This is a genomic window from Mesorhizobium sp. YM1C-6-2 (assembly GCF_003666685.1).
Classification (GTDB): domain Bacteria; phylum Pseudomonadota; class Alphaproteobacteria; order Rhizobiales; family Rhizobiaceae; genus Mesorhizobium_K.
Window position 1 is genome coordinate 513216 of sequence record NZ_RCIZ01000002.1, and the last position, 14356, is coordinate 527571.

The window sequence follows — 14356 nt, forward strand, 5'->3', positions numbered from 1 at the left end:
CCGGTGCGCCCGTGCGAACGATCGACATCAACTGCGACATGGGTGAGAGCTTCGGCGTCTACACCCTCGGCGACGACGACGCTATGCTCTCCATAGTGACGTCGGCCAACATCGCCTGCGGCTTCCACGCGGGCGATCCGCTGGTCATGCACCGGACATTGGCTGCTGCGGCTGCGCGCGGGGTCAATGTCGGCGCCCATCCAAGTCTGCACGATTTGTGGGGGTTCGGGCGTCGGCGGATTCTCGATGAGAGTCCCGACGAAATCGCCAAGCAGATCATCTACCAGATCGGCGCGTTGCGAGCATTGGCCGAGTGTCAGGGCATCAGGTTGGCGCACGTCAAGACGCATGGTTCGCTCGGCAACATGGCTGCGGAGGATGCGGCGCTGGCTGTGGCCATCGCCGGTGCGATCGCGTCGGTCGACGGCGATCTCTTCTTCACCGTCATGCCTGCAATGGAGACGGAAAAGGCAGCGCTGGAGGCAGGGCTCAGCCCGATACGCGAGATCTACGCAGATCGCGCCTATGCCGACACTGGAAATCTGCTGTCGCGCAAGCTTCCCGGTTCGGTGATCCACGATCCGGATCTGGCCGCGGACAGGGTGCTTCGCATGATCGAAGCCGATGCCGTGATCTGCGAGTCCGGAAAGCGCATTCCGGGGCGGATCGACAGCGTTTGCGTGCACGGGGACACGCCCGACGCAGTTTCAATGGCCAGGCGCCTGCGGGAGCGGCTGGAGCAGGCCGGCCTCAAGGTCGCGCCACCGTCCAAGGATACGAAAACATCATGAGCAATCCTTCCGTCGTAAAGGCCAGCCATGGCCGGGCGTTCGCCCTGAAGGCCGGCGACCACGTCCGCATAACGACCCCCGCGGGAACGCAGGTGTCGGACACCTGGGCATTCGCTGCCGACGATCTGCAGGAACACCTGTCGATGGATCATACGAGATCCGTGAACTCCAACATCTTCGTCGATCGGGGCACGCGGCTCGTTTCCAATCATCGCAGGCTGATGATGACGGTCGTCGAGGATACCACCCCGGGACGGCATGACACGCTCCTGTGCCCTTGCAACTCCGCGATCTACCGGGAGCTCGGCGCGCCTGAGGATCATCGCAGCTGCACCGGCAATCTGCACGACGCGCTGGAGGAAGCTGGCCTCAAGGTGCCCTTCACGCCGGCGTCGCTCAACCTTTTCATGAACGTGCCTGTGGCGCCTGACGGCAGTGTCGACCGGCTGCCTCCGCGCTCTGCCGCGGGCGATCATGTCGTCCTGCGCGCCGAGATGGATTTGACGCTGGTCATCTCCGCCTGTCCGCAGGATATCACCCCGATCAACGGCGACGCTCGCACGCCGACCGACTTGCATGTCGACATCTGGTCGGGAGACGCGCCATGACCCGTTCCGAACAACCGCAGGACGGCACTCCGCTCCTCAAACTCCAGAACATCGAGAAGAGCTTTGGCGACGTGAAGGTGCTGAAAGGCGTCTCGGTCGAGGTGGAGCGGGGCGAGATCGTCGCGATCATCGGCGGCAGCGGGTCCGGCAAGTCCACGCTGCTTCGTTGCGTGAACCTGATGGAGGTCCCGAGCGCGGGCCGTATCGAGTTCCAGAATTTCGTCGCCGAGTTTGCCGAAGGCCGCAAGAACAAGATCAGCGGCGAGCATCTCCGGCAATTGCGCACCCAGATCGGCATGGTTTTCCAGAGCTACAATCTGTGGCCGCACAAGACGGTGATGGAAAACGTCATGCATGCTCCCATGATCGTAAAGGGCGTAAGCCGTCGCGATGCTGCCGAGCAGGCCGAACAGTTGCTCGCCCGCATCGGTCTGGCGGAGCGCCGCAACCACTATCCATCCCAGCTTTCCGGCGGCCAGCAGCAGCGCGTCGCGATCGTCCGCGCCCTGGCCATGCAGCCGAAGGCGATGCTTTTCGACGAGGTCACCTCGGCGCTCGACCCGGAACTTGTGGGGGAGGTGCTGAGCCTCATGGCGGAACTCGCGAATGAAGGCATGACGATGCTGATCGTCACGCACGAAATCGCCTTCGCCCGCGAAGTCAGTTCGCGCACGCTGTTCTTCGACCAGGGCGTGATCGCGGAATCCGGACCTTCGAAAGAACTGCTGCGCAACCCCCAGAGTGACCGGATGCGGCAGTTCCTGAGCCGCGTCCTGCACGAAACCTATTGAGGCGTGGTCATGAACAGCGACCTTCTCGTTTATGTCCCCGGCTTTCTCCACGCGAGCTGGCTTGTCTTCTCGATCACCGTCCTTGTGATCGTCGTAAGCTGGATCTGCGGTCTCGCCGCGGCGCTCGGCAAGACCTCGAGCTTCGCTCCGGTTCGCTGGCTGTCGACGTTCTACATCTGGTTCATTCGCGGAACGCCGACGCTGATCCAGGTCTTTATCGTCTATTTCGGCTTCCCGCAGCTCGGCCTGAAGCTGTCGCCTTTCGTGGCGGGCGTGTTGGCCCTGGGCGTGAACTCGGGCGCCTACGTGGCCGAGATCATTCGTTCCGGTCTGACCGCAATTCCGAAAGGACAGATGGAATCGGCGATGGCGCTTGGTATCTCGCGCCGCAAGACGATGACGACGATCATCCTTCCCCAGGTGTTTCGCATCATCCTTCCGCCGCTCACCAACGAGGCGATCACCTGCCTCAAGAATACGTCGCTCCTGTCGACCATCACCGTCATGGAGCTGACGCTCTATTCGCAGGTGTTGATCGCGACGACGTTCCGTCCATTCCAGTTCTACATCGCAACGGCCGTGATCTATCTGATCATGACGACCGTCCTGTCGCAGCTGTCCGCCTATCTGGAGAGGCGGAACATGCGAAGCGCCGCCTGATCGGAGAATACATTCACCATGACAAACACGCTCCCTGTCGACTCGCTTGCGCTTCCGCGTTTCTGCGGAGTACCGACTTTCATGCGCCTGGAGCAGAATGCGAGCCTGGACGGCATCGACGCCGCGATCCTAGGCATCCCGTCCGACTCCGGTGCTCCCTACCGCACCGGTGCGCGCTTCGGACCAAATGCCATCCGCGCCCAGTCGGTGATGCTGCGTCCGATCAATCCCTACAGGGGCGGGCTGCACGTTTTCCAGGAGTTGCGTGTCCGCGACGTCGGCGACTGCGGCGTCGTCCCCGGCTATCTGGAGGAAACATACCGGCAGATCGAGGAAGCGGTGGCGGCGATCGTTTCGGCGGGCGTCGTTCCGATGTCGCTCGGCGGCGATCATTCTGTAACCCTTCCCCAGTTGCGTGCCGTGGCCGCGAAGCACGGCCCCGTCGCTCTGGTCCATTTCGATTCCCATAGCGATACCTGGGACAACTATTTCGCCGGCAAGAAGTACAGCGCGGGAACGCCGTTTCGCCGCGGCGTCGAAGAGCAGATCATCGACACCGCACATTCGATCCAGATCGGAATGCGCGGCTCGCTCTTCTCGCCTACGGATGTCAGCCAGTCGGTCGAGCTCGGCTATGAAGTGCTGACGACGGACGACGTCTTCGCATTGGGGCCAGACAAGCTTGCCGAACGCATTGCCGAGCGCACGGCCGGGCGGCCGGTGTTCCTGACCTTCGATATAGATTTCGTCGACCCGTCGGCCGCACCCGCTGTCCAGACGCCCGAAGCGGGTGGCTTCTCGGCGCACGAAACGCTGACGATCCTGCGCAAGCTCAGGGACATCAATCTCGTCGGGTGCGACGTCGTCGAGGTCAATCCGCTGTATGACGGGCCAGGCCAGATCACGTCGTTGCTGGCGGCGACGGTGATGGCGGAACTGCTTGCGCTGCTTGCCGATGGCAGGCGCGCCGCGCGGTAATTCCATGGGCAAGAGGCACACGATCTCGCGAGCTTTGCATATGATAGCGAGCCGTGTGACGGCACCGGGGCTGTTCCCTGGACATGGCCATGGCGAGGATGGCTTCGGGGGAAGGATGTTGTGATGCGCACTGCGGCAGACGCCATACTTCAGGCTCCGGAAAAGAGCCTCAGCCAGCAGATCTACGATCGTCTTCTGACGATGTTGATCCAGCGCGAGCTTCCTGCCGGAACAGTCCTGCAGGAGCGCAAGCTCGCGGAAGCCCTGGACGTCTCCAGGACGCCCGCGCGCGAAGCCCTCAATCGCCTCGAAACCGAGGGGTTCATTTCCCGCCAGCCGGGCAATTCGATGATCGTGCGTGAGTTCTCCGTGCGGGAACTCACCGAAGTCCTGCACCTGCGCGGGCTTCTCGAGGCAGAGGCCGTGTCCCTCGCCATAGGCCGCATTCCCGCCGAGGAACTCGATGCCATCGAGGCCGGCGTCCGCCGCATGCTGGAAGCCGAGAAGCCGGACCCCCTGGAGGACTGGAAGGTCGACACTCATCTGCATGGCGCCATCGCCGAGGCAGCGGGGAACGCCCTCCTGGCCAAGATGGCGCTAGAACTTCGGCTGAAGACGCGGATGTTCAACCTTACCCATATGCCGGAGCGCTTTCGCGTCGGCCATGGGGAGCACCTCAAGATCATCGAAGCGATCAGGGCAGGGGACAGGGAGGCAGCCAAGACTGCCGTCCACGATCATATCGATGGCGTCAAGGGTTCGATCATCCGCAAGCTGAGCGAGGTCTGACGGAATGACCTCGGAAGGAATGATCCGCAAAGGCCGCGGAGCTGTCTGGTCATGACAAGCGCGGAAACGAACGTCGCTGCGGCAGTCGACGCACGCGACTACCTGGATTTCGCGTTCGACGCCTCCGGCTGGAAACGCCTTGGCGAGAGCGATTGGCACGTCTGTGCCCGCGGAGCGATCGGTGGCCGTGACATGCTCGCCGTGGCGCTCGGCAATGCCGACTCGCCAATTCCGCCTCAGGCCCTGAACGACATCGCACACTTTGTTAGACGCGACGGGAACTCGCCTCTCCTTATGGTCCTGACGTCTTGTGAAGTCTCGAACCAGCCCGAACAATACCTGGCCCTGAATCACCTTCTGGCGGAATTGTCGCTCCGCCGGAAGCGGAGCCCGATCCTCGCCGTCGTGCTCGGCTCTCTCATTGGCCCGATGGCCATGCTGGCGCGGCTTGCGGACATCATCTGTTTCGGCCCCGAGGGAAGCCTGGCGCTCGCCGATGCTGTGACAGCGAAGCGGATTCCGTCCCGCAACGAAGCCTCGCCGCAGCCCGGAGAATTGAGCTGCGCATTCGCCACCGACGCTGCCGCGCTTCTCGGTCTTCGCCGCATAGCCAATCTGCTGCCGGCCGGGCTGATGTCGCGGTCGAACGGGGATGCACCGGATCGTGGCAACGACCTCGCTTTCGAGTTCCTTGCCGGTTCGGACACGAGCCAGCATGTCGACGAGCGTCGCTTGTTGCAGCGGATTGCGGACGACCGCAGCTTCGTCGAATTCAAAAGCTCCGGCGGCCTGAGGGGCTATCTAGCAAGAATCGGCGGGGAGCCCGTCGGCGTGCTGGCCAGCACCGCGGCGATGTCCGGAGCACTGGACGCCGCGGCGCTTGCGCAGGCCGGCAAGCTGGTCGGCTTCTGCGGACGCCACGACATGCGCGTCATAACTCTTGTCGATTGCCCGGGGGTTGTTCCCGACGACGCGGCCCTCGGCGGATTGGCCAATCTCGTGACGGCGTGGACGGACAGCGGCGTCGCGGTGATCAGCCTCGTCGTCCGCAAGGCGATAGGCGCGGCCGCAGCGGCACTGATGCCGTCTTCGGCGGCGGATCATGTCGTGATGCATTGGCCCGACGCAAGGGTGGGGCTGCTCAAAGACGCAGCCGGTGCTCCGCAAGGACGGCTGATTTCCGGTCGTGAGACGCGGCGCGCTCTGGTGGAGACGCTTGCTTCTTTCCGGGAGGCTCCAGTTTGACCTCCTTGTTCCGCAAGATATTGATCGCCAATCGCGGCGAGATCGCCTGCCGCATCATGCGGACCGCGAAGCGGTTGGGCATTGCGACGGTGGCGATCTATTCGGATGCCGATCGCGACGCGGCACATGTCCTGATGGCGGACGAGGCTTATCGCGTCGGGCCTCCGCCTGCCGCGCAGTCCTACCTGGACGTCTCCCGTATCATCGAGGTCTGCCGTGAGGCGGGCGTGGACGCCGTCCATCCAGGATACGGCTTCCTTTCCGAGAGGCGCGCCTTTGCCGAAGCGCTCCGCGAGGCGGGAATAGGCTTCATCGGGCCCAATCCCGAGGCCATCGACGCCATGGGCGACAAGATCACCTCCAAGCGCGTGGCGGCCGAGGCCGGCGTCTCGGTGGTGCCGGGCTATCTCGGCACGATTGCCACAGCGGAAGAGGCAGTCCGCATCGCCGATGAAATCGGCTACCCGGTGATGATCAAGGCCTCGGCCGGCGGCGGCGGCAAGGGCATGCGGATCGCCCACTCGGCCGGCGAAGTCGCGGAGAGCGTGGAACGCTCGCGATCGGAAGCCGCCGCCTCCTTCGGGGACGACCGGCTTTTCATCGAGAAGTTCATCGTCGATCCGCGCCACATCGAAATCCAGGTTCTCGGCGACCGGTACGGCAGCATCGTGCATCTGGGCGAGCGCGAGTGCTCGATACAGCGCCGCAACCAGAAGGTTCTCGAGGAGTCACCGTCGCCGTTTGTGGACGCCGCCATGCGCAGCGAGATGGGCGCCCAAGCCGTCGCGCTTGCACGTGCGGTGGGTTACGACAGCGCGGGAACCGTGGAATTCGTGGTCGGGCAGGACCGCTCCTTCTACTTCCTCGAAATGAACACCCGCCTGCAGGTAGAGCACCCGGTCACCGAGTTCGTCACCGGCCTCGATCTGGTCGAAGAGATGATCAGGGTCGCTGCGGGCGAGCCGCTGCGCTACCGACAGGAAGACATACGCCTCAACGGCTGGGCAATCGAAAGCCGCATCTGTGCCGAGGACCCGGAACGTGGGTTCCTTCCTTCCGCCGGCAGGCTCGACATCTATCGAACTCCCGATGAGCAGTCTGACCGCTTGCGTGTCGACGACGGCGTGCGGGAAGGGGACAATGTTCCCGCACTCTACGATCCTTTGATCGCGAAGCTCGTTACCTATGCCGAGACCCGCGACGAAGCGATAGAGCTGCAAGCAGACGCGCTGGATGACTATGCAATCGAGGGCATATCGACAAACATCGACTTCCTTTCCGACCTGCATAGAAACCCGAAGTGGCGCTCCGGAGAGTTTTCGACCGCATTGATCGCAAACGAATATGGCGCGCGTTTCGAGCCGCGCGCCTGCGCGGGCGAGGAATTGCTCTTGCGGGCAGCGGTTGCGGCGTCGGCGCATGTGGCGGCGTTCTATGGGCGTATGAGCCAATCGGTCCCGATTCAGCTCGCTGTTCTCTGCGGCGAGGCCAGGATCGACCTGTCGGTGACGCTCGATGACGCCGGCGCGACAGTTCAACTGGGAGACCGGAGCCTCTCGCTTGCTGCCGATTGGCGGTCCGGGCAGCCTTTCTGGCGTGGTTCGATCGACGGTGCGGCGGTCCGGCTGAAAATCTCAACGGTCGACGACGTCATCACGCTTGCTCGCAGAGGCCAGCGAACATCGCTGCGCGTGCTCACGCCCCGCCAGGCGGATCTCTTCGATCGGCTTAACGCTTCAGGCAACGCTCACGGAACCGGGCAGCTCGTTTCGCCTCTGCTCGGCGTCCTGGTGCGCTGGATGGTCGTCGAAGGTGACCGCTTCTCGGCTGGAGATCCGCTCTGCGTACTCGAGGCGATGAAGATGGAGATGGTGCTGCGAGCGGAGCGGGACGGAGTGGTTACCCATCTCGACGCCTCGCCGGGAAACAGCATCGAGGCCGACGCCGTACTGATGCGCTTTGCCTGAACGATTTTTGATTTGAAATGACGGAGACCCCGAAGATGTCCATACAGTTCCCCGAACCGGCTCGTATCTCGCGCCTTCAGCTACCCGAACGCAAGGCCGAGATCGGCATGTCGCTGCGCGAGGGTGAGCGCGTGCTGGAGGTGAATGCTTCCAAGCATCAGAATCTGGTCGATCTGACCTATGCCGATACGAAGCGCTTTCCCGCGCCCGACTATGCGATCAAGGCGTTCACCGAGGCGGCGACCGCAGGCGGCCTGAGCTACACCGCCTATCGCGGCGGCAAGTCGGTAAGATCTCCGGTGGCCGCCAATGTCAGCGCGTTCATGGGCATCGATGTCGACCCGGATCGGAACCTGATCCTGACCCCCGGCACCCAGGCGGCGCTCTATGCCGCGCTGTCCTCCGTCGTCGAAGAGGGTGACAAGGTGGCGATGATGGACCCCGACTATCTGACCAACGAGCGGATGCTGCGCTACCTTTCGGCCCAGCCGATCCGCGTACCTCTGCTTTGGGAGGAATCGCAGGAAGACACGATCGATTTCGATGCTCTCGAGGCGGCTTTCAAGGGCGGCGCCCGCGTGTTCTTGTTCTCCAACCCGAACAACCCGACGGGCACCGTCCACTCGCCGGCAGTCATCAAGCGCCTTGCCGAGCTTGCGATGCGCTACAATGTGTTCGTCATCGCCGACCAGCTCTATGCGCGACTGGTTTACGATAACAGGCCGTTCCTTCACCTCGCAGCCGTACCGGGCATGGCAGAACGTACCGTGACCCTGCTTGGCCCTTCCAAGACCGAATCCATGAGCGGATATCGCCTCGGGCTTGCTGTTGGACCGGCGGAAATCATCGACAGGATGGAAGATCTGCAGAGTATCACGGCGCTGCGCGCGCCGGCTTATGCGCAGCATACGCTCTCGCATTGGCTAGTCGAGGACAAGGATCTCGTCGCAGGGCGCGTCCAGGAGTTCCAGAAGCTGCGGGACATGGTCGTCCAGAAGTTCCGGAAGACGAACTTCCTGACCGTCGTTCCGTCCGGCGGATCCTCCTACATCTTCCCGCGTGTGGTCGGCCTCGACCTCAGCGACAAGGAGATCGCGGTGACCCTGCAGGACAAGGCCGGCGTAATCATCAACCCCGGTTTCCAGTCGGGTCCGCGCGGCATCGGGCATTTCCGCGTCTGCTTTGCGCAGGAAGAGAGCGTTCTTGAGCGTTGCCTCGATCGGATCGTGGCAGCCCTGGGCGATCTGGCCGCTCGCTAGTCCGAAGCCTTCGATAACCGGTTGCGGTACGCCCAACGGCTCCGCAACCGGTTGTACATGTGACTGTTGACTGCAGGACGATGCTGTCCTGAACACTTCAGTCTGTCAGCACCGGCCCGCGGCCGGATCGGCCAATACGACGACCGAGCAGTTTTCTCTGACCACGGCTGTCTTGCATGCGCGGCTGGTCTAAGCCGCAAGTCGCCCCGTAGCGATTCCCAACATCTCGAAGCCGTTTTCCACGGCTAGATCGCGCGCGCTCCGCAGCTCCTACGCTCATCCCTCCCGCCCAGGCGTGCGATCCTTCCCGCATCATATGCAATCGCTCCGTCTTACCGCCTTCGCCCAGATGAGACGCGGACGATCGGGACGGTTGACTCCAGGCGGGAAATCGCGGAAATAGGCGAATGAGATCGATCTCATAAGGGAGGAACCCATGAAATTGCTTCGTTCATTGGCCGCTGCGGCCGTCGTTTCCAGCATCGCCTTCGGCGCGGCGATCGCGCAGGACAAGCCGACCGTCGCCTTCATCCCCGGCATCGCGTCCGATCCGTTCTTCAAGGCGATGGAGATCGGCGCCAGGGCCAAGGCAGAGGAACTCGGCATCGAGCTCATCTGGCAGGGCAGCGCCTCCGAATATTCGCCGCAGACGCAGCTTCCCTTCGTCGACGCGGCGCTGGCGCAGGGCGTCGATGCCTTGATCCTGGTGCCGACCGATCCTGACTCGCTGCAGGCCAGCGTGGCGCGCGCCGAGGCGATGAACATCCCGGTCATCACCGTCGATACCACCGTCACCGACCAGGCCTACCTGACCTCGCACATCACCGGCGACAACGTCGACGGTGGCCGCCAGGCGGCCAAGACCCTGGCCGAGCAGATCGGCGGCGAGGGCAAGGTCTTCATCCAGTCGGGTTCGCCGAGCGCGACGACCAACACGCTGCGCGAGCAGGGCTTCCGTGAGGAACTAGCGGCCAACTACCCGAAGATCGAGATCATCGGCCGCGAATATTCCAACAGCCAGCCGGCGACCGCGACCTCGGCGATCAACACCATCCTGCTTGCCAATCCGGACCTCAAGGGCATCTTCGCCATCGACGGCACCAGTGGCACCGGTGCCATCGCCGCGCTGCGCAACAACAACGCCGTCGGCAAGGTGAAGCTCGTCGGCTACGATGCCTACAAGGTGCAGGTCGACGCGCTGAAGGAAGGCGAGTTCAGCGCTCTGATCGCCCAGCAGCCGGGTCAGGAGGCGGAGCTCGCGCTCGAATACGTCAAGGCCAAGATCACCGGCGAAGGCGTGGACAAGATCGAGAAGAGCGTGGTGATCCCGAACGTCGCGATGACCAAGGACAATCTCGGCGAGACCGAGAAGTACATGTACGCCGAATAGGCTAGGCAAGAGTAGCGCGGAACAGACGCCATGGCTCTCGAAAGCAGCCCTGTCGAAGACAGTGCCGGCCAGCGCATCGCTGCTGTGCTGATGCGTCAGGACGTCATCCTGCTCGGCATCTTCGCGGCTATGGTGGCGTTCTTCTCCGCCATCAATCCGCGCTACTTCTCTCTGCCTTCGGCGGCGAACATCCTGCAGGATTTCTCGCCGGTCGTGCTGATGGCGATCGGCCAGACCTTCGTCATCGCCTCGCGCGGCATCGACCTTTCGGTCGGCTCGGTGCTCGGGCTGTCCGGTGTCACCATGGCGCTGGTCATCCGCACCTGCAACGAGGCCGGGCTCGACCCTGGCCTCACCATCGCGCTAGGCCTGCTGGCGGCGGTCGCCGTCGGGCTGGTCGTCGGCCTCGTCAACGGCCTGCTGATTGCCTATGCCGGGCTCGTGCCCTTCATCGCCACTCTGGCGACGATGGGCGCGGCAGCGGGCCTCAGCCTCGTCCTGACCGGTGGCGTCCAGATAGCTGGCGCCCCGCGCGCCGTGATCATGCTTGGCAATACCGCCTATTTCGGCTGGCTCACCGTGCCGGTGCTGGTCGTCTTCGTCATCATCGCGCTTGCCTGCGCTTTCATGGCGTGGTCGCGCTTCGGCCGCTGGACCTATGCGATCGGCTCCAACAGCTTTGCCGCGCGCGGCGCCGGCATCGACGTGCAGCGCCACCTGATCAAGATCTATGTGCTGTCAGGCATACTCGCCGCTCTCGCCGGCGCCTTCGTCTATTTCCGTCTCGGCTCGGGCTCGCCGCTTTCGGGTCGCGGCGGTGAGCTCAACGCCATCGCCGCCGCCGTCATCGGCGGCATCAGCCTGCATGGTGGTGTCGGCAAGATGTCCGGCGCGGTACTCGGCGCCCTGATCACCACCGCCGTGCTCAGCGGCCTGATCATGGTCGGCGTGCAGCCGAACTGGCAGCAGATCGTAGTCGCCTTCCTGATCGCCATAGCCGTCGGCGTGCAGGGCATCGGCGCGCCGAAGCGTGGAGGCTGAGATGACTGCCGCGCCACTTTACGAAGTCCGCAATGTAGGCAAGCGCTACGGCAACGTGGTCGCTTTGCAGGACGTGAATTTTGCGCTCCACGCCGGCGAGGTCGTCGGATTGGTGGGCGACAACGGCGCCGGCAAGTCGACGCTGGTAAAGATCCTGTCCGGCGCCCATGCTCCGGATACCGGCGAGATATTGCTCGACGGCTCGCCACGCAATTGGCATTCGCCGCATGACGCGCTGCAGGCCGGCATCGAGACGCTCTACCAGGACTCCGGCATCGCGCCCGACCTGACTGTGGCGGCCAATGTCTTCCTCGGCCGCGAGATACTGAAGAAGGGCCTGCTCGGCAGGCTCGGCTTCCTCGACGAGAAGAAGATGCGCGAGGAGGCGCGGCAGGAACTGGAGCGCGTCGGCATCGCCGTGCCGTCGGCCACCCGCGCGGTGGCAAAGCTTTCCGGCGGCCAGCGGCAGGCCGTCGCCATCGGCCGCGCCGTCGCCTGGGCCAACAAGGTGATCATCCTCGACGAACCGACCAACCATCTTGGCGCCCGCCAGGCGGCGGAAGTGCTGCAGGTGATCCGCCAGGCGCGCGACAAGGGCCTCGGCGTGGTCTTCATCTCGCACACTCTGCCGCACGTCTTCGAGGTGACCGACCGCACTGTCGTGCTGCGACTCGGCAAGGTTGTCGCCGACGCACCGACCGCGAGCTTCACCCACGACAGCCTGCTCAAAGCCATCACCGGCTTGAAATGATCCGGAAAACACCATGCTTCTGCAGATAGCCTTCGACAAGCCCGAACACCTTGCGCTGATGCCGCAGGTGAGGGAGTTCGCCGACATCATCGAGATCGGCACGCCGGTGCTGAAGCGTTTCGGCATCTCCGCCATCAGCACGGCGCGCGAGCTTTGCCCTGATGTGATGGTGCTGGCCGACACCAAGACGGTGGACGGCGGGCAGCTGGAAGCGGACATGGTGTTCGGCGCCGGCGCCGCTTTCATGACCGTGCTGTCCTGTGCCTCGCGTGCCACGCATGAGACGGTGGGCAGGCGCGCCGCTGCTTTCGGCGCCACCGTCATAGTCGACACTATCACCGAATCCGGTAAGCCCGATCTGCTGGAGCATGGCTCAGATTTTCCGGAGAGCTTTGGCTACGTCGCCGTCCATTCGCCGACCGATGCGCGGCTCGCCGGCAACACCTCGACCTCGCATATCGACGCGGTGAAGCAGATGCACGAGCGCGGCTTCCGCGTTTCGCTCGCTGGCGGCATCGGCCCCGACACGCTCGACGCGGTGATCGGTGTCGCTCCCGAAATCCTCGTGGTCGGCAGCGCGATCACGGAATCTGCAAACCCGAAAGAGATAGCCAAATGGATTCGCGACAGATTGCCCAATCCCGGCCTTGGCTGGCCGTGGGACAGGAAATAACCGACCTTCTGAACCGCGTCGACGGCGATGCTTTCGCGCGCGTCGTGCAGGCCTTCGCCGATCCCGGCCAGCGCTGGTTCTTTTCCGGTCAGGGTCGCTCCGGCCTCTCGGCCCAGATGGCCGCGATGCGCTTCATGCATATCGGGCGAACCGTGCATTTCGTTGGCGAGGTGTCGGCGCCGTCGATCCGCAAGGGTGACGCCATGCTGATCATCTCGGGCTCCGGCGAGACGCCGGTCAGCGTCGGCTTCGCCCGCATCGCCAAGGCGGAAGGCGCCAAGGTGGTGACGCTCACTCACAAGCCAAAGGGCACGCTCGCCGGCATCGCCGACGTCACGCTGCCTGTGCCGATCGAGAAGACCGAGCAGTTCGGCGGAAGCCTGTTCGAGCAGTCCTGCCTGATCCTGCTGGACAGCGTCATCCTCGCCATGGCCCGGGAGGTGCCGGACGCACACGGGCTGATGCTGCATCGTCATACCAATCTGCAGTGAGCCGCATGCCGACTGTTGTCAGTATCGGCGACGGCATCATCGACGCGGTGGAACTGACGCCCGGCAGCGTCGAGCGTTTTCCCGGCGGCGCGGCGCTCAACCTCGCGGTCGGCATCGCGCGGCTCGGGCTGAGGTCGCAATTCGTGACGCGCTTCGGCCTCGACCGCGACGGCTTCCTGCTCGATCGCTATCTGCGGCAGGAAGGTGTTCAGGTCCTCAATTCGCCGAACGTCGACTTCACCGGCGTCGTATCGTCGAGCCGGCGGGACGGCGAGCCGACCTATCACTTTGCGCCCGCTATGTTCCGGCGCCGCATCACGTTCACCGACAGGGCGCTGGAGGCGATCGCCGCCGCCGACGCGGTGGTGGTCAACTCGTTTCCGTTCGACGATCCGCGCCAGGCGGAGGCATTGGTGGCGGCGCTCAAGCAGGCGCGCGGGCTGGTCTTCGTTGATCCTAATCCCCGGCCCAACCTGATCGCCGACCTCTCGGCCTATCGGGACGGTGCCGAGAAGGCGATGACGGTCGCCTCCGTCGCCAAGTTGAGCGACGAGGATGTTTCCCTGCTCTACGGCACATCGACCGAAGAGACGGCGGCGCGCCTGTTCTCATTAGGCGTGGACACCGTGCTCTTCACGTATGGAAGCGCCGGCGCAAGCGTGGTGACGAAAGCCGGTGTGACGACCTCCATGCCCGTCGCGCCGGCAGAAGGCGCTGTCGTCGACACGATGGGCGCCGGCGATGCGACGCTGGCGACGGCCATCGCCTTCATGCTGCGCGAGGGCGCACCGTCCGACGCGGCCGGCTGGCGCGCCTGTCTCGATGAGGCAATGCGGATCGCAGCCGCCACCTGCCGAAGTCCCGGCGGCTCGCTCGCGCTTCCCTCCGGCTATCTGGCGGTGCGCGAGGAACGAGTCTAGAG

General features: G+C 64.0%; 15 protein-coding genes. All 15 read left to right on the forward strand.

From position 1 onward, the window contains the following. Window positions 1-11: 11 nt before the first annotated feature. The 15 genes from D8676_RS07330 to D8676_RS07400 all read left to right on the forward strand — a co-directional run bounded on the left by D8676_RS07330 (window position 12) and on the right by D8676_RS07400 (window position 14354). On the forward strand, window positions 12-791 hold the full coding sequence (locus D8676_RS07330) for a 5-oxoprolinase subunit PxpA (RefSeq protein WP_121580178.1): 780 nt from the start codon (window positions 12-14) through the stop codon (window positions 789-791). Further along, complete coding sequence (locus tag D8676_RS07335) at window positions 788-1399, forward strand: urea carboxylase-associated family protein (protein ID WP_121580179.1); 612 nt, start codon at window positions 788-790, stop codon at window positions 1397-1399. The genes D8676_RS07330 and D8676_RS07335 overlap by 4 nt, the downstream gene beginning before the upstream one ends. Next, the gene (locus tag D8676_RS07340) at window positions 1396-2190 is read left to right on the forward strand and encodes an amino acid ABC transporter ATP-binding protein (RefSeq protein WP_121580180.1); all 795 of its coding nucleotides are present in this window, start codon (window positions 1396-1398) and stop codon (window positions 2188-2190) included. The genes D8676_RS07335 and D8676_RS07340 overlap by 4 nt, the downstream gene beginning before the upstream one ends. A 9-nt stretch (window positions 2191-2199) precedes the next feature. Further along, the gene (locus D8676_RS07345; RefSeq protein WP_121580181.1) at window positions 2200-2850 is read left to right on the forward strand and encodes an amino acid ABC transporter permease; all 651 of its coding nucleotides are present in this window, start codon (window positions 2200-2202) and stop codon (window positions 2848-2850) included. A gap of 18 nt (window positions 2851-2868) precedes the next feature. Next, window positions 2869-3828: an agmatinase gene (gene speB / locus D8676_RS07350; protein ID WP_121580182.1), complete on the forward strand. Its 960-nt coding sequence runs from the start codon at window positions 2869-2871 to the stop codon at window positions 3826-3828. A 123-nt stretch (window positions 3829-3951) separates the two neighbouring features. Continuing rightward, entirely contained in the window at window positions 3952-4617 is a 666-nt protein-coding gene (locus D8676_RS07355; RefSeq protein ID WP_121580183.1) for a GntR family transcriptional regulator, read from the forward strand. Between the two features lie 51 nt (window positions 4618-4668). Then, window positions 4669-5862, forward strand: coding sequence for a carboxyl transferase domain-containing protein (locus tag D8676_RS07360; RefSeq protein ID WP_121580184.1), 1194 nt, complete (start codon window positions 4669-4671; stop codon window positions 5860-5862). 5 nt (window positions 5863-5867) lie between these two features. Then, window positions 5868-7829, forward strand: a complete 1962-nt coding sequence (locus D8676_RS07365; RefSeq protein ID WP_121580462.1) for an acetyl/propionyl/methylcrotonyl-CoA carboxylase subunit alpha — start codon at window positions 5868-5870, stop codon at window positions 7827-7829. 35 nt (window positions 7830-7864) lie between these two features. Then, on the forward strand, window positions 7865-9088 hold the full coding sequence (locus D8676_RS07370; protein WP_121580185.1) for an aminotransferase class I/II-fold pyridoxal phosphate-dependent enzyme: 1224 nt from the start codon (window positions 7865-7867) through the stop codon (window positions 9086-9088). A 436-nt stretch (window positions 9089-9524) separates the two neighbouring features. Then, window positions 9525-10478, forward strand: a complete 954-nt coding sequence (locus D8676_RS07375; protein ID WP_121580186.1) for an ABC transporter substrate-binding protein — start codon at window positions 9525-9527, stop codon at window positions 10476-10478. A gap of 30 nt (window positions 10479-10508) precedes the next feature. Continuing rightward, window positions 10509-11519, forward strand: a complete 1011-nt coding sequence (locus tag D8676_RS07380; protein WP_121580187.1) for an ABC transporter permease — start codon at window positions 10509-10511, stop codon at window positions 11517-11519. Between the two features lies 1 nt (window position 11520). Continuing rightward, entirely contained in the window at window positions 11521-12270 is a 750-nt protein-coding gene (locus tag D8676_RS07385; protein WP_121580188.1) for an ATP-binding cassette domain-containing protein, read from the forward strand. A 13-nt stretch (window positions 12271-12283) separates the two neighbouring features. Further along, complete coding sequence (locus D8676_RS07390; protein WP_121580189.1) at window positions 12284-12943, forward strand: orotidine 5'-phosphate decarboxylase / HUMPS family protein; 660 nt, start codon at window positions 12284-12286, stop codon at window positions 12941-12943. Beyond that, window positions 12928-13434 (forward strand): SIS domain-containing protein, encoded by a 507-nt coding sequence (locus D8676_RS07395; RefSeq protein WP_183097016.1) that lies wholly within the window; start codon window positions 12928-12930, stop codon window positions 13432-13434. The genes D8676_RS07390 and D8676_RS07395 overlap by 16 nt, the downstream gene beginning before the upstream one ends. Window positions 13435-13439: 5 nt before the next feature. Then, window positions 13440-14354, forward strand: a complete 915-nt coding sequence (locus D8676_RS07400; protein ID WP_121580191.1) for a PfkB family carbohydrate kinase — start codon at window positions 13440-13442, stop codon at window positions 14352-14354. The last annotated feature ends 2 nt before the right edge of the window (window positions 14355-14356 follow it).

Coding starts and splice junctions, on each gene's coding strand:
- D8676_RS07335 (WP_121580179.1), top strand. CDS start 788: ATGAGCAATCCTTCCGTCGTAAAGGCCAGCCATGGCCGGGCGTTCGCC.
- D8676_RS07340 (WP_121580180.1), top strand. CDS start 1,396: ATGACCCGTTCCGAACAACCGCAGGACGGCACTCCGCTCCTCAAACTC.
- D8676_RS07345 (WP_121580181.1), top strand. CDS start 2,200: ATGAACAGCGACCTTCTCGTTTATGTCCCCGGCTTTCTCCACGCGAGC.
- speB (WP_121580182.1), top strand. CDS start 2,869: ATGACAAACACGCTCCCTGTCGACTCGCTTGCGCTTCCGCGTTTCTGC.
- D8676_RS07355 (WP_121580183.1), top strand. CDS start 3,952: ATGCGCACTGCGGCAGACGCCATACTTCAGGCTCCGGAAAAGAGCCTC.
- D8676_RS07360 (WP_121580184.1), top strand. CDS start 4,669: ATGACAAGCGCGGAAACGAACGTCGCTGCGGCAGTCGACGCACGCGAC.
- D8676_RS07370 (WP_121580185.1), top strand. CDS start 7,865: ATGTCCATACAGTTCCCCGAACCGGCTCGTATCTCGCGCCTTCAGCTA.
- D8676_RS07375 (WP_121580186.1), top strand. CDS start 9,525: ATGAAATTGCTTCGTTCATTGGCCGCTGCGGCCGTCGTTTCCAGCATC.
- D8676_RS07380 (WP_121580187.1), top strand. CDS start 10,509: ATGGCTCTCGAAAGCAGCCCTGTCGAAGACAGTGCCGGCCAGCGCATC.
- D8676_RS07385 (WP_121580188.1), top strand. CDS start 11,521: ATGACTGCCGCGCCACTTTACGAAGTCCGCAATGTAGGCAAGCGCTAC.
- D8676_RS07390 (WP_121580189.1), top strand. CDS start 12,284: ATGCTTCTGCAGATAGCCTTCGACAAGCCCGAACACCTTGCGCTGATG.
- D8676_RS07400 (WP_121580191.1), top strand. CDS start 13,440: ATGCCGACTGTTGTCAGTATCGGCGACGGCATCATCGACGCGGTGGAA.